The sequence below is a fragment of the Geminocystis sp. NIES-3708 genome, assembly GCF_001548095.1.
Taxonomy (GTDB): Bacteria; Cyanobacteriota; Cyanobacteriia; order Cyanobacteriales; family Cyanobacteriaceae; genus Geminocystis.
The window spans coordinates 1,172,278-1,189,309 of sequence record NZ_AP014815.1 but is presented as its reverse complement, the minus strand read 5'-3'; the positions used below and the strand labels follow the sequence as shown (position 1 = coordinate 1,189,309).

The following is a 17,032-nucleotide window of genomic DNA, read 5'->3' as shown; positions in this document are numbered from 1 at the left end:
ATGAGTCGTAAGATAAAATATTTTTTGTGAAGAAAATAAATTTATTTATTATTATTAACAAAAGAAAGCAGTGACTCTAAATCTAAGATGAGTAATCCAAAAAGAAGGAAAAACCACCATAGCCTAATAATTAGATTATAAAAAAGATTAATCAAAACCTTTACTTCTATTGCCTTTTTGATGTCAGAATATATCTCAAATATAGTTATCAAACAAAGGGATAATTTATTAACAGTGTAGAATCCATCGGCAAAAATTACACAGCTTCAGTAGTAAGATGTAAATAAATTATGTTAACTAATATTTTTGTTCAGTTTATGGCAACGAAAATTATGGGGACTTATTCCTGTCCAACGTTTGAAAGCACGGGTAAAATGAGCAGGATCTTCGTAACCTAATTCATAGGCAATTTCAATCATTTTTAAAGAAGAATTTTGCAGTAAATCAACAGCTTTTTCATAACGAATACCAGTTACTAATTGAGAATAAGTCAAACCATCTTTCGCTAATCTTCTTTGTAAACTACGAACGGGCATTTTTGCCATTTCTGAAGCTAAATTAATAGACGGATAACCTTCTCTTAAATGAGATTTGATGGCTTGTGTCAAAGAGTCAGTAAATTGAGAAGAAGGGACAGATTGATGTAGTTTTTCATATTCTTGATGTTTTTGATCTTGACATAAATTAAACTCAGAAGGAAAAGGTAAGGCTAAAAAAGAGCGAGGGAAAGTGATGGAAGTAATAGTAATATCTTTATTGATAAAAACTTCTTGCAAATAATGATCTCTAAAATTACTGCATGGAGTTTGTAGAGTAATTTGTTGTGGATACCATGTTTTTCCTGCTACTTTACGAATTAAATCCATCATTAACATTAGAGAAAAATGACTGGGATGATGAGAATCAAAACTTTCTAAATTAGTATATTCTTGACAAAAATAAGCTGTTTCTTTATCTTCTAATAACCAGAAACGTTCTCCCGAATTAAACAAATTTCCCAAATAAATAGCTTTAAATATAGCATCATATAAAGTGAGAGATTGACAAGTTAATTTACCTAAGATGCCCAAAGATTCCACAGGAGTTTTTTCTCCTACTAAAAACCCTAGGTTTTCTATTCCTTCTTGATATGCTGTTTTCTTCAAAAAATCAAAGACTTGATGACGAGATAGTAGGAAATTTGGTTCATCGAGGGCAAAAATAGGCAATTTATATTGTCTTAATAGTTTTTCTGTGGGAGTGCCTAATTCTTGCAAAAAATCGATAAAAGGAATTAGAGTCGAAACTCGTAAAAGGGGTACATATTTCGTCATAAATAATTAACAAAAATTAACAATAATTGGCAAGTTAACGCAGAAAACAATTTCAGGGTATTTACGGATTTTTTAATTATAGATTGGCACGAAATGGCAAGAAAAAGTTTTACACAAATATTTATGCTTTGCTTATACTTAAGTAAATTTTAATAAAAGTTAATTTCCTTTAATCAAGATCAATGATCAAGTTTATCTTCCGATCATGAAAAATGTTCTTTTTATATTAGCAATAGTCTCTGTTCTTTTTTTGATCTTCAATTAACAAATTTAAGAGTAATTTCATGATAAAAATACGTCAATTTCTCGCTATTTCTGCTTTAACAGTATCTCTAATTTCTGTTTCCACTACATTTTACCCCGTCAAAGCTCAAGAACAAAAAACAGAAGAACAAAAAGTACAGTTAATGTTTGTTCAAACTGCCGATGACATCAAAACCGATAACAAAACTATTCGTCTAGTTAACGTCAATCCTCAAACTCTCTATTTTGCCGATCGCCCTGTACGTTTAGCAGGTCATGTTACTACTCCTGAATATATGAAAGAATGGACTGCTAGTGGAGGTTCGGACAATTTCACGAATGATCCTCCGAACGCTACCCTTTCAGTTTATGAAAAAGGACAACCTCAAAATAGTCTTGTGGTGATCGAAATTAGTAATCCTGTTATTGATGGTAAAGATTTAGTTTATAACTATAAAGTAATTGAAGGTAAAATGCCTAAATCTGGTGGTCAAAGTGCTTTATTTATTGACTGGATTGGTGCAGGAGGAGGAGTAGGCCCAGGTTATTACGGGGTGGGAGTTGGTACTCGTGGAGTTGGTGTTTACGGAGGTTATGGTGGACCTGGTTATGGTGTTGGTGGGGTTGGTCGTTAAAGTGAGTCATGGCATTAGAACAAAAATACTTAACAAACAAAGTTTCTTAATTCATCTTTAATTTTAGGTAAATTTTTGTATATTCCTACTAACTAAAAAAAAGGATAACAATAAAATAAGATTCCTGTTTGAATAAAAATAAATATAGATAATGAAGTATTTTTAATAATGGAAAAACTTAAAGAAGAAATCAAAAAAATTGGCTCTCTCTCCTTATTTTTTTTAATAGGATTTGGCTTTATTTTGCTAATGATGAAACTTTTGCTAGATGAATATGATATTAATACTTATGTTTTTTCTAAGGCAATTATTAGTGCATTAGTGGCGGCTAAAGCAGTGGCAATTATGGACATGACTCCGTTCTTAAATCGTTATGCTCAATCACCCCGTTATATCAATGTTTTATATAAGACTTTTCTTTACACTTTCGCGGTTTTTGTGATTTCTGTTATTGAAAATCTTTTCCATGCCTATAAGGAAACTAAAGCTATTGGAGGGGCGATCAAGCTATTTTTAGAAACCCGTCATTTCTCTCATTTTTTAGCGGTAACTTTATGTGTCTCGATGATTTTTTTAATTCACAATATTTTTCAAGAAATTGATAATTATTTAGGTAAAGGAAACTTGAGTAAATTATTTTTTGCTCCCAAAAATTTTGAACAGAAGGTTATTGATGATGACAAAAATAAAATCTATGAAAATAGTTAAACTGATTTCACCTTTTTTATTAAGTACAAGTGGCCTTTTTTTTAGTCCATCTACTTATGCTCAACAGACTGATAATCCTAATTTTTTCACTGGGCAACCCCCCGTTTTTGTAGGTGCGCAAACCCCTGATCCCACCATAAACTGGCCTAATGCTCATTATTATTTCACCTTTCATCTACCTAATAATTCGATCGAATCTTTAGGAAAAGTAACGATACAACAACAACAAAACGTTAATGTCATTCCCGTCAATATATCGAGTACGTATGCTTTTATTGGTACTCAAGGAAATGTCGGTAAACCCCTTACTATCCAAACTACTCAAGAGCCGCAAACTCAAGCAGTAACGGTGGTTTTTGATCCCCCAGTACCACCCGGAACGACTTTCAGTGTTCGTCTTGAAGCCTTCCGAAATCCACCGGATGATGACACTTATCTGTATAGCGTAACCGCTTTTCCTGCTGGAGATAATGCCACTGGTTTACCCATGGGAGTTGGAAGATTGAGCTTTTATCGATTGTTTTAGTTAAAAGATATTTACATGATGAATTTAAAAGTATTTACGAGTACCCAACGTCATTTAGGAATTGCTATGTTATTAAGCGTTGTATGGGGTAATTTAATCTTAAATCCCCTTAAAGCTCAAACACCCTCGAAAATTTCCGCAGATGTGGATGATTTACCGAATAATACAGAACAAATGAAAACTTGGTCTTGTAGTCAAGGAAATCAAGAGATTTTAGTGGAAGTGAAAATGGTAACAAATTGGCAACAAATCATGGAGATGGAGACTAATCAATGGCAATGTCAAGAACAATTAATAAATATTTCTGATAATGCCGTCCAGTTTTCCTGTGAATCCAATGAAAATACCATTAACCTGATTACTGTTACTTGGATAAAAGGTAATGAGGGTAAATCATCAATGAAAAATTGGATTAACACCTTTGAAAATCAAAGTATGGCTTGTACGATCGATCAAACCAACCCATTTTGGAATTAAACAACTTAGCAAAATCATGTTTACACGTTTCAAATCTTTTCTTAACAGGGTATTTCCGAGCAATTTTAAGCTTATATCCGCAGGAATATTGGTTTTCATTATGGTAATGGGTTCAGGAGTATTATTTGCCCCTGCGATCGCTCAACAAATTCGAGGTACGGCTGGATCTCCTAGTGCCGTTATCAATATTAAAGGGGATCAACTTCCATCTCCTGAGCAACCTTTTGGGGGAGTTATTAACCGTAATGTCTCAGATTCTAAACCTTATTGGCAACCCCGTATTCAACCTCCGAAAGATGCCCCAAACGTCTTGTTAATTATTACCGATGATGTGGGTTTTGGTGCACCCTCTACCTTTGGCGGTGTTATTCCTACTCCTACGCTTGATCGAGTGGCAAATAATGGCTTAAGATACACTAACTTTCATTCTACCGCCCTTTGTTCTCCCACCAGAGCGGCTTTAATTACAGGAAGAAATCATCATTCAGCAGGATTTGGTGTTATTTCCGAAATGGCGACAGGTTATCCGGGTTATGACAGCATTATTACTAAGGATAAGGCAACGGTGGGTAAAATCCTCAAAGATAACGGTTATGTTACCTCATGGTTTGGAAAAGATCATAACACTCCTGCCTTTCAAGCTAGTCAGAATGGTCCTTTTGATCAGTGGCCTATCGGTATGGGCTTTGATTACTTTTATGGTTTTGTCGGTGGTGATACCAGTCAATGGCAACCTAATTTATTCCTTAATACTACTCCTATTCAGCCTTATGTTGGTAAAAAAGATTGGAATTTAACTACAGCTATGGCAGACGATGCGATCGAATATGTTAATCGTGTTAACAGTTTAGATCCTAATCAACCCTTTTTCATTAAATATGCTCCCGGCGGTACTCATGCTCCTCACCATCCCACCAAAGAATGGGTAGAGAAGATCCATAATATGCACCTCTTTGATCAAGGTTGGAACGCTTTAAGAGAAGAAATTTTTGCCAATCAAAAGAAATTAGGTGTTATTCCTGCGGACGCAAAATTAACCCCTTGGCCCGATGATTTACTCAAAAAATGGGAAGATCTCACCCCCGATGAACAAAAAATGTTTATTCGCCAAGTGGAAGTTTATGCCGCCTATTTAGCTTACACTGATCACGAAATTGGGCGGGTTATTCAAGCAGTGGACGACATCGGTAAACTAGATAACACCGTCGTTATTTATATTAGTGGGGATAATGGAAGCAGTGCAGAAGGTACGATGATGGGTACTCCCAACGAAGTGGCAATGTTTAACGGGGTAGAAGTTCCTGTAGAAGTACAACTCAAAAATTTCTATGACGTGTGGGGAACGGATCAAACCTATGGTCACATGGCTGTACCTTGGACGTGGGCATTTGATACTCCTTTTTCTTGGACAAAACAGGTTGCCTCTCATTTGGGCGGAGTGCGTCAAGGTATGGCGATTTCTTATCCCAAAGTCATTAAAGACAAAGGCGGTATTCGTAATCAATTCCATCATGTCATCGATATAGTTCCCACAATCTTAGAAGTAACAGGTATTCCTCAACCAAAAATCGTTGATGGTATTGAACAAAAACCCATAGAAGGAGTAAGTTTAGCCTATACCTTTGACGCTAAGAATGCTTCTTCACCATCTACCCATAAAACTCAGTATTTTGAGATGTTTGGAGATCATGCCCTTTATGATGAAGGTTGGATCGCCAGTACTAAGGTTGTGCGTCCTCCTTGGGTAACAGGAGGTTTGGGAAATCTTGATCCAGCATCATCACCATGGGAATTGTACGATTTAACTAAAGATTGGACACAATCTAACAATATTGCGGATCAAAATCCCCAAAAATTGAAAGAATTACAGGATTTATTTTGGACGGAAGCCAATAAATATCAGGTTTTACCCCTTGATGGTTCTGTAACCCCTCGTTTAATTACCCCTCGCCCTAGTCTTACCGCTGGACGTAATGTGTTTACCTATCGAGGAGAATTAACAGGCATACCCAACGGTGATGCACCAAATCTTTTAAACACCTCCTATAACTTTAAAGCCGAAGTTGAAGTATCTCAAGACGGAGGAAACGGTATGATTGCTACTCAAGGGGGACGTTTTGGCGGTTATGGTTTTTATCTGCTCAAAGGAAAACCTGTTTTTGTCTGGAATTTGGTGGACTTAGAAAGAATCCGTTGGGAAGGGCTACAAACCATATCTTCAGGTAAACATACCGTAGAATTTGACTTTAAATATGATGGTTTAGGTATGGGTACTCTTGCCTTCAATGATTTAAGCGGTATTGGACGCAGTGGTACTGGGGTTCTCAAAGTTGATGGTAATGTAGTGGCTACCCAAAAAATGGCGAAAACCTTACCTCTTATTTTGCAATGGGATGAAAACTTCGATGTTGGTGCTGATACGGGTACACCTGTTGATGATGCCGATTATCAAGTGCCTTTTCAATTTAACGGTAATCTCGATAAGTTGACTTTGACGATCGATCGTCCTCAATTAAGCCCTCAAGATATAGAGAAACTAAAACAAGCCCAGAGAAATAATAAAGTTTCTGAATAGTTTAGTTTTTTTACTCCAAACGGGGAGGAATCAAGAGGTTTCTGTCAGTCTTAACCTATAAATTTAAAATTGACTCTAAAAGATCTAAATTATTAAAAAATCAAAACGGGAGAATCTCTGCTATGGGTTTTAAATATATCAATCAAATGAGTAATTCTGATAATCTTAATCAATTTTTGGAACTGGTTGATCTTGCCGCTGGTTCGGGGAAAGATGTTAATAATGCTTTTGATTTAAGCGAAAGATTGCACAATAGTCGTCCCATGAAAGTGTGTTTACAAGCGATTGAGAAAGAACCATCTTGCCTTCAAATGCTTAAGGAAAAATATGTTGGTCCTCTTTACGATCTCAATGAGATGTTAAAAATGCCCAAAGGTTCTTTAGGTTGGACTTATGCTACGGTTATGAGTACTCTTGGTTATGACCCTCAATTTTATCGTATTCCCGAAACATTTGAAACCGATGCTGATTATGTTACCTTTCGAGTCTATAAAACCCATGACATTCATCATATTTTGACAGGTTATAGTCTTGATGATATGGGGGAATTAGGGGTTATTTCCGTAACAGTTGCTCAAATTGGTTATCCGGGGTTTATTTTTCTGGATTTAAGCTCTTTTCTTTTCAAATTTTTGATGAATGACAAAATGTATAACGAACAGATGCCTCCAGAAGAAAAACACAAAACCCTCTCTTATGCTTTTGATCTCGTTTCTTCTGGCTTGAAAATGGGAGAAATCGCTAAACCCCTTTTCCCTGTTAAGTGGGAAGAACATTTAGAGCATCCTTTAGAAGAATTGCGGGAAATGTTTAACATTAAACCCGTTAAAACAGGGGACTATAGTTGGTATAGCCGACCTGAACTTCAAAAGGCGATCGCCTAATTAAGAAAAAACCGTACCCAAATTTAATGTGGGCATTGGCCACCCTACTCAATTATTAAAATCATGAACAAAAAATCTCTTTGTGCTTTATTTACCGTTAGTATGCTTACCTTAACTTTATCCGCAGGTAATCTGATTACTAATAAATCTGTTGAGGCAAAACCAGCCCCTGAAACCAAAGAAGTTTCTGATCCAGTACAACTACTCTTTGTGCAAAATTCTGTCAAAGGTAGTTATGATGGTAAAAGATTAAATCTCAATGGAGTCGGTTCGACTATCTTTTTCAGCGATCGCCCTGAACGTATTTCTGGCCATGTACAAAACGCTGAATTTATTAGTCATTGGGATCAAGGTTCGGATAATTTTGCATCTAATCCACCTAACGCCACACTATCGATTTTTGGAGAAAAAGGGGTTAATAGCGTAGTAATTGAATTAACTAATCCCAAGTTAGAAAATAACAATCTTTCCTATCAAGTGAAGGTTTTACAGGGAGAATTACCCGCTAATTTTGAAGAATCATCTTTATTTATCGACATTTTAGGACGTTGGCGAATGTATGGAGCTGGTGTGGCGGCTGGGGCGGCTATGGCAGGTGCTGGTAGTTATTATTATAATCCCCCCGTTGTTGTTGATCCTGTTGCTCCAGTTTATGCACCTGTCACTCCAGTTTATACACCTCCAGTGTATATTGCACCCCGTCCCATAGTAGTGTACTAAATACTTTTGTATAAACCATCAGAAAAACCTTTTGCGTTATTCTCTTTGCACCTTTGCGAGAAACAAAAAATAGGTTATTTGTCTCAAGATTTTAACCTTTATCCACCATAAAAATTAAATTATCTATGAACAACATCACCGAACAAGAAGCTTACGAAATTGGTATTGAGGCTTATCATTACTTTTATCCGTTGATTACAATGGACTTCACAAGACGGGTATGTACTAACTATAAATCGGGAGAAAAACCCGGATTTGGTCCAGTCAACACATTTCATCATCTGCGACAATTTCCTCCAGCTAATTTTCGAGCAGTAGTGCGCCCTAACTTTGATACTCTCTATACCGTTGCGTGGGTTGACATCACCAAAGAATCGATGATTGTCTTAACTCCTGATACTAATGGACGTTACTATCTATTACCGATGTTGGATATGTGGTCAAATGTTTTTGCTGTACCGGGTAAACGTACCACTGGCACTCAAGCACAACAATATGCGATCGTACCTCAAGGATGGACAGGAGAGTTACCAGAAGCGATCGAAAAGATCGAATCTCCTACTCCTCATATTTGGATTATAGGGCGTATTCAAACTAACGGAGTTGAGGATTATTCGGCGGTAAATGAAATTCAAGATGGTTTTAAAATCGTTCCTCTTTCTCAGTGGGGTAAAACCATTGAACCTGTGGAAACAGTTATTGATCCTACGGTTGACATGGAAACAGATCCCCTCAAACAGGTAAATAGTATGTCCGCAAGTCAATACTTTAGCTATGGTGCAGAATTGATCAAAATTAATCCCCCTCAAGTTACAGATTGGTCAATTATTGCCCGTCTGCAACGTATAGGTATTGAGCGAGGTAAGAGTTTTGACTTTAATAATGTATCTGTTGCGGTACAAGCAGGTTTACAAAAGGCGGTGGTAGGTGGACTGAAAATCATGATGGAGAAGTTACCAACTTTAGCTCGAATTGAAAATGGTTGGCAAATGAACACTGATACCATGGGAGTTTACGGCAATTATTACCTGAAACGGGCGATCGTGGCTATGGTGGGATTAGGAGCAAATCAACCTGAAGATGCTATTTATCCTATGAATGTCTTTGATGATCATGGAAAACCCATGAAAGGTGAAAATAATTATATATTGCACTTTGAAAAAGATGAAATACCCCCTGTGGAGGCTTTTTGGTCAATTACCATGTATGATGCTGAGGGTTTTCAAGTAGCGAATAAACTCGATCGTTTTGCTATCGGCGATCGAGATGCTCTAAAATATAATTCAGATGGTTCACTTGATATATACATTCAACATGAATCTCCTGAAGATAATAAAGTGTCTAACTGGTTGCCTTCTCCTGCGGAGGGTGTGTTAGGGGTAACAATGCGTTTATATGCACCTAAGTCATCAGTGCTTAATGGTGTTTGGAATCCTCCAGCCGTAAAACAAGTAGATTAGGTGATTTCTGACAATAATTATACCAAGTACAACCCCCCTAACCCCCCTTAAAAAAGGGGGAATTATTGAGAATATGGGTATATTCTTTCTTGGAAACCACCTTAGATCTTAATCAATCTTGTAATAAGTACTTAAAATAATGATGGAAAATTTAGAAAGTGGATTAGGACTCCTTGTTACATTCCTCAAATTTTTATTAGAAGCCATCGCTGTTTTTTGTATCCTTTTAGGTGTATTAAAAACTGGACTATTAGCTTATCGGTCAAAATACGATCGTAATAAAAACTTATTTACAGAAATACGCCTAGAATTTGGAATGTGGCTTGTACTAGCGTTAGAGTTTCAGTTAGGTGCTGATATTGTTTCCACAAGTATAAGTTCAACCTTTGATTCTTTAGGGAAATTAGGAATGGTTGCACTAATCCGAACGTTTCTTAATTATTTTCTGACTAAAGAATTAGAATCTCAACGCAATACAAAGGAAAAGTAAATCAAATTGTTGCCCTAAACTAATGATTATGAATCAACCTTTTCAAGACTCAGAGACACCGAAAAAACTTTCTAATGATGATTTGGCGATCGATCGTACTGAATTAGCGAAATATCGCAGTCGTGCCGCAGCAGATCGTACTTTAATGGCTTGGATACGGACTTCTTTATCTTTAATCGGTTTTGGTTTCGGTATTCCTACCATTACGACTGCCATTGAAAAAATTGATACTGCTAGTCATCTAAACCCCATCAGATTTTCCGTAATTGTGGGACTTTGTTTTATCAGTGTAGGAATGTTTGGTTTGGCTTTAGGATTGAAAGAACATCGTAAAGTACTTAAACAAATTGAAAGCGATCGTTATACTTATGAAAACTCTCAAAGTGCAGAAATTGTAGCGGTGGCTTTACTGGTGATTGGCTTACTTAGCTTTATTGGCGTGTTAATTAAATCCTTAAATTTTTAAATAGTATGTTATTTTTCACAAAATCTTTCATGTTTATATTGGCATTCGGTAGTATTTGTTCTCCTTTAAAGGCGATTGCTGAACCTATATCTCTTCAAGAAAAAGACGATCTATTTCCCTCTAATAGCTGTGATTGTGCAGAAGATTTGAGAGGGAATTATTTTCAAGAATCACAGCTTAAAAAACCAAATTTAGATACTTTTCAAAACAATCAATTTAATCAAAATAATAATAATTTATTTCCTCAAATTCAAGCCCAAAATTCAGAAATTACCACAGTCGTAGATCCGAATAAATGGCGTTTTCAATTTCAACCCTATGTAACAGTACCCTTAAACACTTACGGCACAGCTACAGCTAGAGGTAGAACTGTTGATTATGATATGAATTTAGGGCAAATATTAGACTCTTTAAACTTTACTGCCAGTGCTAGGGTGGAAGCATGGAAAGGTAGATTTGGACTTATTTTTGATGGTTATTACGTTAATTTAGGTGATACTATTAACTTAAGTAAACAAGCTAATCGAACTCCCTCAGCTTTAAATTCTCTCAATTATTTAATGAGTAAAGGCACTAATACAAGAGTAACAGAATTAGTTAATAATCTAGATCAAAAAATCAAAATAGCAAAAGAAAATGAACAGTTAAAAAAGGATGAAATTACAAAAAAAATAGATACAAAAATTGAGGATTTAAAACTAACTACTAACCAAGATTTAGAAAAATTAAAAACTGTCGATATAAAAGTAGAAGAAATTAGAAATAATTTGGCTAATTTTGTTGATTCTCGCATTGGTGATTTGAATTTTCAAGATTTAGAAAACCTCAAATTAACTCCTGAAGGTTTTAAGGAATTATTGGCTTTAAATATCAAAGATTTTCCCCAAATTCAAGATTTAGAAAAGTTAAATCAGAGAATTGAAGAGACGAGAGTTAGAAAAGTTTTATCTTCTATTCCTGAAGTTAGGCACAAATTGACAGAAACTCGTGATACTATACAGCAGGGTATTAAAACTGTTATCGAAGAACGGAAAATTGAAGATACAGAACAGTTACAAGCATTGCAAAAAGAATTAGAAGAAGCTAAAATTTTAATTGATCAAGAGTTGACTAAAATTGAACAAACTAAGGATTTCATCGAAAATCGATCACCTCAAAATTTAGATATAAGTAGTAATAGCAATTTGAGTTTTCAACAGGGAATTTATGATTTTGCCGTGAGTTATCATTTTGGAGAAATTCCCAATTATCGATTACCTGAAAAACCATCAGGGCGTAATTATCCCATTTTGTGGTTTCAACCCATCGCTGGAATGAGACTTAATAACATCAGTATCAATATAGAAGAAACTATTAATGTTATCGCCACTAGTACTTTAGTGAATTTTAACGGTAGTTTTCAAAATAACTACGGACAGACTAGAACTTGGCTTGAACCGATGATAGGTGCTAAATTGGGAATGCAATTAAATGATCGAATTGGACTGTGGTTAAGAGGAGATGCGTCAGGATTCGGATTAGCTGGAGAAACTGACATGAGTTGGAATGTCTTAGGAGGTATGGATTGGTGGGTAGGTTATAACACAGCTTTACAATTAGGCTATCGTTTCTATGAAATCGATTATTCTTGGGGTAGTGGCAATAATGCTTTCGGATTTAAAGAAAGTTTTAACGGACCATTTTTGTCAGCAACTTTTCATTTTTAATCATAATCAACAATTGGTTAAATTAGTTAAATGGGTATAATTTTTTTTGCAAATGTCAAAGTTGTTTAAACATAAAAAAATAGTTAGTTTATTTTATTACTTTATTATTAGTATTACCCTAATTTTGTTGATTAAATTTGCTTTAATTAATCAAGTAAATCTATCATCAACACAACTGCAAGGAAATTTACTAATTTGGCATTCTACAGAGGGAAAAGTTGCGAATATGCTAACCACTGCTGTGGAAAAATTTAAAGAGTTAAAACCAGAAGTTAATATTCTCATTCAATCAATTCCTCAGCAAAAAAATCCTTCTTTTTTTATTGAAAAATCAGAAGCAGGTTTTGGTTCAAGTGCTTTAATTCTTTATGCAAGAAACCTCACAGAATTACTCAAAAAAAGATTAATTAATCCTATTAATTCCCAATTTATTGACACTTCTACTTATTCTCCTTCTGCTTTAAGTCAAGTACGTTATCAAGGAAAAATTTATGGTATTCCATTAGGTTCAAATACCAGAGTTCTTTGTTATAATAAAGCAAAATTAGATGCTACAAAAGACCCCATTTTAAGCACTCCACCAACAAATTTAGACGGATTAATTCAAAGGGCAATAAAAGGTTATACAGTGGGTTTAGTTTCCTCTTTTGAAGATACTTTTTGGGGCATGGGTACTTTTGGTGGTAAATTATTCAATGAATTTGATTTACTTGAACCTAATCTTGATGGATGGGTAAAATGGCTTGATTGGCTCAAAAATGCTTCTTTACAACCTAATTTTATTTTTAGCCGAAATCGCAATATTCTCCACAATGCTTTTAATAAAGGTAAATTGGCTTATTATGTTTGTGAATCAACGGAAATTCCCGATTTTAGTGAGAGTTTAGGGGATGATTTCCGAGTTGCTTTATTACCTGAAGGGGAAGGAGGAAAAGCGACTCCTTTGATTTATACCAAGGTTATCGTATTTAATCATAGTAACACAGATAATGAAAACCGTTTAGGATTAGCTTTCGGAAAATATATCACTAATCCTGAACAACAATTAGCTGGAATTATTAAAACTCAGAGTTTTATTCCCACCAATCGTAATGTAAATCCAAATGTTACTTTACTGCCTATTGAATCTGTTTTATTAAAACAAGCTCAATCGGCGGTGGCTATTCCTCTTAATAATTTAGAACAAATTTTACTAATTTTTGAACAAGGAGAAACTTTATATCAACAAGCCTTTGTTGGAGAAATTTCCACTCTCAAAGCGGCGGAAGAATTAATGTTATTATTGAATAATTTTAGTAGTTAAAAAAAATATATTTCTATGGAAAGTAAAGTTATAACTTTTTCTGATATTCTTCTTAAACAATCGATTTTTTTCAGTCGTTCAGATATTTTAATTCAGTCATTAGTTATAGTTTTTACTTTAATTTTATCTTGGTTATTATCTAAGGTATTTTGGCGTTGGTTACATCAAAAAATTCCTCAATTTACTACTTTTATTTGGCGAGATGAAAAACTCGAACCTAATGAGTATATTGCTTTATTTTTACAATCTATCGACTTTCCTTTAATTACTTTAATTTTACTTAATTTAATCGAGGCTTTTTTTGATAGTCAAAGTTGGACAATCGGATTAATAAATTTAGGAGAAACAATAGTAGTAGTTTATTTAATTTTAAGATGCTTATTAGCATTTTTATATAGTACTTTTCCCTTAAATATTATTCGAGAATATCAATGGAAAATATTTTATCCTTTATTTATCCTGTTTGTCTTCAGAAAAATCCTTGAGCTTTCGGGAAATTTTGCAGAATTTTCTGATATAGTTGTAATTAAATTATTTAATAATCCTGTTACCTTTCAATCTATATTTACTCTGTTTATCGGACTATATTTTTGGCTCGTAATTGTCACCCTTTTAGAAAATTTGTTAATAACATTTATTAAACCTAAAACTGCTTCAGAGAAGGGAGAAATTCAAGCAACTATATTATTAATACGTTATTTTTTAATCACTTTAGGAATCGTGTTAATTTTAGGTTATGTTGGAGTGGACGGTAGGGCGATAACTGCTATTAGCGGCGGTTTATCTGTGGGTATAGGCTTTGCTTTAAAAGAAGTTATTAGTAATTTTGTTAGTGGTATTATTCTCTTATTTGAAAAAGTATTAAAACCCGGAGATATTATTAGTATTGAAGGGCAAACTTGTGAAGTAAAAGAACTAGGAATTCGAGCTACTACCGTAAGAATGACAATAGATAATTCAGAAAAAATTATTCCTAATCAAATTTTCTTTACCGAAGATTTAACTACTTATACAGGCACTAATAATTTAGTTTATTGTTCTATTTTAATCGGTGTGGGCTATAATTCTAAACCTGAACAAGTTATGAATTTATTATTAGAAATTGCTTACGATAATAAAAGAGTATTAAAAAGTCCTTCTCCCATAGCTTTTTTTCTTAATTTTGGTGATTCTAGCTTAAATTTTGAACTCAAATTTTGGTTAGATGATATTAATATTAGAAAAGGTGTTATTAGCGAACTAAATTGTAAAATATTAAAAGAATTTTCTGATAAAAATATAGAAATTCCTTATCCCCAAAGAGATATTTATATTAAGAATAATTAATAATTAACCATTAATTTGTAAAAATATAATATCATCTTTAAAATAAAAAACTAATACTCAAACTATAAAATCAATGTCTTATTTTAAAATCAAGAAAACATCAGAGAAAATACCTTTATTTTTATTAGGATTAGCCTCAACTTTTTTAACTTCATTACCAGTAAAAGCAGCAGAAAAATTATTATTTACTTATGGACCACTCAAGTTATCTGTAAAAGTAGAATCCTTAGAATTATTTGCAAAAGATGGTACGATTAACGAAGATTTAAGACAATATTTAAACAGAATTAGTCCCGAAGATCAAGCTAAATTTAGAGAATCTTTAACGAAAAAAATTAATATAGATGGTGTCAAAGTTTCTCGCTTTTTTAACACCGAAATGGGAGAAAGTATTTTGTTGCGTTTAGGAAAAGGTATCACCCTTCAAGGAGGTACAAATGGTGGTATTGCTTTACGAGGTGCGATCATACAATCAGCATTAGATCCCTCTGGCTTAACATTACTTAATGTATTAAAAAAATATCCCACAGACTTACAAATCCAAGGGGAATTAGTTATGGGAGCGGCAGACTATGGAAAAAAAGTGATTAAAGCTACCAATACTTTAGTCGAAGAAATGCGTAATTGGACAGCAGAAGAAGCAGTAACGAATCCAGCGACTGATTACAACAAATTAGCTGATATTCGCAAAACAGGTCAATATCAGGTAAAAAAAGAAAGATGGCAATTAACCGATAAAAGCCGTAACCGCAGTTTTTATGTCGATGTTTTTGTGCCTCAAGCAGTAACGAATAATATACCAGTGATTGTATTTTCTCATGGTTTAGGTTCTAGTCCTGATGATTACGCAGAAAATTTGAAACATACTGCTTCCTATGGATTTTTAGTGGCAGCACCTCAACATATTGGTAGCGATGCAACTTACTTTAAAGAAATGTTTGAAGGTTTAAATAAAAATATATTTGATCGAGATGAATTTATTAACCGCCCGAAAGATATTAGTTTCGTTATTGATGAGTTAGAAAGACGTAATCAAGGAGAATTTCAAGGTAAACTCAATCTTAAGAATATAGGGCTTTCAGGACATTCTTTTGGAGGTTATACTGTGTTAGCCGTTGCAGGTGCAACCATTGATTTTGATTATTTACAACAGTCTTGCGATCGCCTTTACAGTGGCTTCAACCCTGCAATATTATTACAATGTCGAGCTTTAGAATTACCTAGAGAAAATTATAACTTTCGTGATCCTCGTGTAAGTGCGGTATTTGCGGGAAATCCAGTTAATCGTTTTATTTTCGGCGAAAAAGGTATCAGTAAAATTAACATTCCTGTTATGCTAGGTTCGGGAAGTGACGATCCAGCAACCCCTCCAGCCTTTGAACAAGCCGTACCTTTTATTTGGTTAAACACTCCGAATAAATATTGGGCATTAATTGAAGGACAAGCCCATGTTAATTTTAACGAAATCGATGGAGGAATTAAAGAAGCGCTTGATTCTACCCTTAATTTTACTTTTCCTCCCCAAGATTTAATTAGTTCTTATGTCAAAGGTATCACATTAGCTTTTTTTGAAGTTCATCTTAATAATAATCAAAATTATCGCCCTTATTTACAATCTTCTTACGCAGAATATCTCAGCGAAAATAAAGAATTTAAGCTCAGTTTTATTACCTCTAATTCTAGTGATAAATTAAAAACTGAAATTGATAAATTTAGAAGAGAAAATAACATTAAATAAATTGAAGAATTAATTTATAGATGATTTAATTTAGTCTGACTATTAAGGAAATTAATATTAATTTACAGACATGAATTGCCCTCTATTAAAAGAAAATTTAGCCATAGTGATAGATCAAGTTTATGATTGATTATAGTAAAATTATTGTCATTAAAAGATATAATGGCAATGATTTAGCTTTAATTGCTGAAAATAAGCTCTTACGGCTAAAACAGAAAAGTTTTCGAGAAAAACGTAGCGATCGCACACTAAAACTCTTTGATTATATTTAAAATTTTGATGCAAATAAAATAATACTGAAATTAAATAAGTTCCAGAAAAAAATTTTAGTAAAGAGTGCTTAGATTTTAAAACTATTTCTAATTGTGAACTCAGAAAATTTTGTATTTGATTTTTCTTTTTTAAAGGTTAATTACCAAAAGTGGTAGCTATTTCTAATTTAACAGGAATAGTAATATTTTT

Annotated in this window: 16 protein-coding genes; 15 read left to right on the top strand and 1 reads right to left on the bottom strand. The window is 33.9% G+C overall.

Features of this window, described 5'->3' with window-relative positions:
• Positions 1–293: 293 nt before the first annotated feature.
• A complete protein-coding gene (locus GM3708_RS05150; RefSeq protein WP_066344662.1) occupies positions 294–1,313 on the bottom strand; it encodes an AraC family transcriptional regulator in 1,020 nt (339 codons plus the stop codon).
• Between the two features lie 284 nt (positions 1,314–1,597).
• On the opposite strand from GM3708_RS05150, the gene GM3708_RS05145 reads away from it, so the two are divergent.
• The 15 genes from GM3708_RS05145 (at position 1,598) to GM3708_RS18665 (ending at position 16,842) form a co-directional block, all read left to right on the top strand.
• A complete protein-coding gene (locus GM3708_RS05145) occupies positions 1,598–2,191 on the top strand; it encodes a hypothetical protein (protein ID WP_066344660.1) in 594 nt (197 codons plus the stop codon).
• Positions 2,192–2,359: 168 nt separating this feature from the next.
• Entirely contained in the window at positions 2,360–2,899 is a 540-nt protein-coding gene (locus GM3708_RS05140) for a hypothetical protein (protein WP_066344658.1), read from the top strand.
• A complete protein-coding gene (locus GM3708_RS05135; RefSeq protein ID WP_082714196.1) occupies positions 2,886–3,425 on the top strand; it encodes a DUF2808 domain-containing protein in 540 nt (179 codons plus the stop codon). The genes GM3708_RS05140 and GM3708_RS05135 overlap by 14 nt, the downstream gene beginning before the upstream one ends.
• 15 nt (positions 3,426–3,440) lie before the next feature.
• Positions 3,441–3,902: a hypothetical protein gene (locus tag GM3708_RS05130; RefSeq protein WP_144439284.1), complete on the top strand. Its 462-nt coding sequence runs from the start codon at positions 3,441–3,443 to the stop codon at positions 3,900–3,902.
• Positions 3,903–4,002: 100 nt separating this feature from the next.
• Complete coding sequence (locus tag GM3708_RS05125) at positions 4,003–6,477, top strand: arylsulfatase (RefSeq protein ID WP_231933089.1); 2,475 nt, start codon at positions 4,003–4,005, stop codon at positions 6,475–6,477.
• A gap of 122 nt (positions 6,478–6,599) precedes the next feature.
• Positions 6,600–7,361: a Coq4 family protein gene (locus GM3708_RS05120; RefSeq protein ID WP_066344651.1), complete on the top strand. Its 762-nt coding sequence runs from the start codon at positions 6,600–6,602 to the stop codon at positions 7,359–7,361.
• 63 nt (positions 7,362–7,424) lie between these two features.
• Complete coding sequence (locus GM3708_RS05115) at positions 7,425–8,081, top strand: hypothetical protein (RefSeq protein WP_066344645.1); 657 nt, start codon at positions 7,425–7,427, stop codon at positions 8,079–8,081.
• 125 nt (positions 8,082–8,206) lie between these two features.
• On the top strand, positions 8,207–9,541 hold the full coding sequence (locus tag GM3708_RS05110; protein ID WP_066344643.1) for a DUF1254 domain-containing protein: 1,335 nt from the start codon (positions 8,207–8,209) through the stop codon (positions 9,539–9,541).
• Between the two features lie 139 nt (positions 9,542–9,680).
• The gene (locus tag GM3708_RS05105; RefSeq protein WP_231933088.1) at positions 9,681–10,031 is read left to right on the top strand and encodes a DUF1622 domain-containing protein; all 351 of its coding nucleotides are present in this window, start codon (positions 9,681–9,683) and stop codon (positions 10,029–10,031) included.
• 28 nt (positions 10,032–10,059) lie between these two features.
• The gene (locus GM3708_RS05100; protein ID WP_066344641.1) at positions 10,060–10,497 is read left to right on the top strand and encodes a YidH family protein; all 438 of its coding nucleotides are present in this window, start codon (positions 10,060–10,062) and stop codon (positions 10,495–10,497) included.
• Positions 10,498–10,526: 29 nt separating this feature from the next.
• Positions 10,527–12,203 carry a hypothetical protein gene (locus GM3708_RS05095; RefSeq protein WP_144439283.1) on the top strand — a complete coding sequence of 559 codons (1,677 nt, stop codon included), beginning with the start codon at positions 10,527–10,529 and terminating at the stop codon, positions 12,201–12,203.
• Between the two features lie 124 nt (positions 12,204–12,327).
• A complete protein-coding gene (locus tag GM3708_RS05090; protein WP_231933087.1) occupies positions 12,328–13,506 on the top strand; it encodes an extracellular solute-binding protein in 1,179 nt (392 codons plus the stop codon).
• Between the two features lie 15 nt (positions 13,507–13,521).
• Complete coding sequence (locus tag GM3708_RS05085) at positions 13,522–14,832, top strand: mechanosensitive ion channel family protein (RefSeq protein WP_066344634.1); 1,311 nt, start codon at positions 13,522–13,524, stop codon at positions 14,830–14,832.
• Positions 14,833–14,905: 73 nt separating this feature from the next.
• Positions 14,906–16,570 (top strand): alpha/beta hydrolase, encoded by a 1,665-nt coding sequence (locus tag GM3708_RS05080; protein WP_066344633.1) that lies wholly within the window; start codon positions 14,906–14,908, stop codon positions 16,568–16,570.
• A gap of 122 nt (positions 16,571–16,692) precedes the next feature.
• The gene (locus GM3708_RS18665; RefSeq protein WP_158505852.1) at positions 16,693–16,842 is read left to right on the top strand and encodes a hypothetical protein; all 150 of its coding nucleotides are present in this window, start codon (positions 16,693–16,695) and stop codon (positions 16,840–16,842) included.
• The last annotated feature ends 190 nt before the right edge of the window (positions 16,843–17,032 follow it).

Bases quoted from the DNA above. Each gene is read 5' to 3' on its own strand.
- GM3708_RS05150 (WP_066344662.1), bottom strand. From the start codon at position 1,313: ATGACGAAATATGTACCCCTTTTACGAGTTTCGACTCTAATTCCTTTT.
- GM3708_RS05145 (WP_066344660.1), top strand. From the start codon at position 1,598: ATGATAAAAATACGTCAATTTCTCGCTATTTCTGCTTTAACAGTATCT.
- GM3708_RS05140 (WP_066344658.1), top strand. From the start codon at position 2,360: ATGGAAAAACTTAAAGAAGAAATCAAAAAAATTGGCTCTCTCTCCTTA.
- GM3708_RS05135 (WP_082714196.1), top strand. From the start codon at position 2,886: ATGAAAATAGTTAAACTGATTTCACCTTTTTTATTAAGTACAAGTGGC.
- GM3708_RS05130 (WP_144439284.1), top strand. From the start codon at position 3,441: ATGATGAATTTAAAAGTATTTACGAGTACCCAACGTCATTTAGGAATT.
- GM3708_RS05125 (WP_231933089.1), top strand. From the start codon at position 4,003: ATGGTAATGGGTTCAGGAGTATTATTTGCCCCTGCGATCGCTCAACAA.
- GM3708_RS05120 (WP_066344651.1), top strand. From the start codon at position 6,600: ATGGGTTTTAAATATATCAATCAAATGAGTAATTCTGATAATCTTAAT.
- GM3708_RS05115 (WP_066344645.1), top strand. From the start codon at position 7,425: ATGAACAAAAAATCTCTTTGTGCTTTATTTACCGTTAGTATGCTTACC.
- GM3708_RS05110 (WP_066344643.1), top strand. From the start codon at position 8,207: ATGAACAACATCACCGAACAAGAAGCTTACGAAATTGGTATTGAGGCT.
- GM3708_RS05105 (WP_231933088.1), top strand. From the start codon at position 9,681: ATGATGGAAAATTTAGAAAGTGGATTAGGACTCCTTGTTACATTCCTC.
- GM3708_RS05100 (WP_066344641.1), top strand. From the start codon at position 10,060: ATGAATCAACCTTTTCAAGACTCAGAGACACCGAAAAAACTTTCTAAT.
- GM3708_RS05095 (WP_144439283.1), top strand. From the start codon at position 10,527: ATGTTTATATTGGCATTCGGTAGTATTTGTTCTCCTTTAAAGGCGATT.
- GM3708_RS05085 (WP_066344634.1), top strand. From the start codon at position 13,522: ATGGAAAGTAAAGTTATAACTTTTTCTGATATTCTTCTTAAACAATCG.
- GM3708_RS05080 (WP_066344633.1), top strand. From the start codon at position 14,906: ATGTCTTATTTTAAAATCAAGAAAACATCAGAGAAAATACCTTTATTT.
- GM3708_RS18665 (WP_158505852.1), top strand. From the start codon at position 16,693: ATGATTGATTATAGTAAAATTATTGTCATTAAAAGATATAATGGCAAT.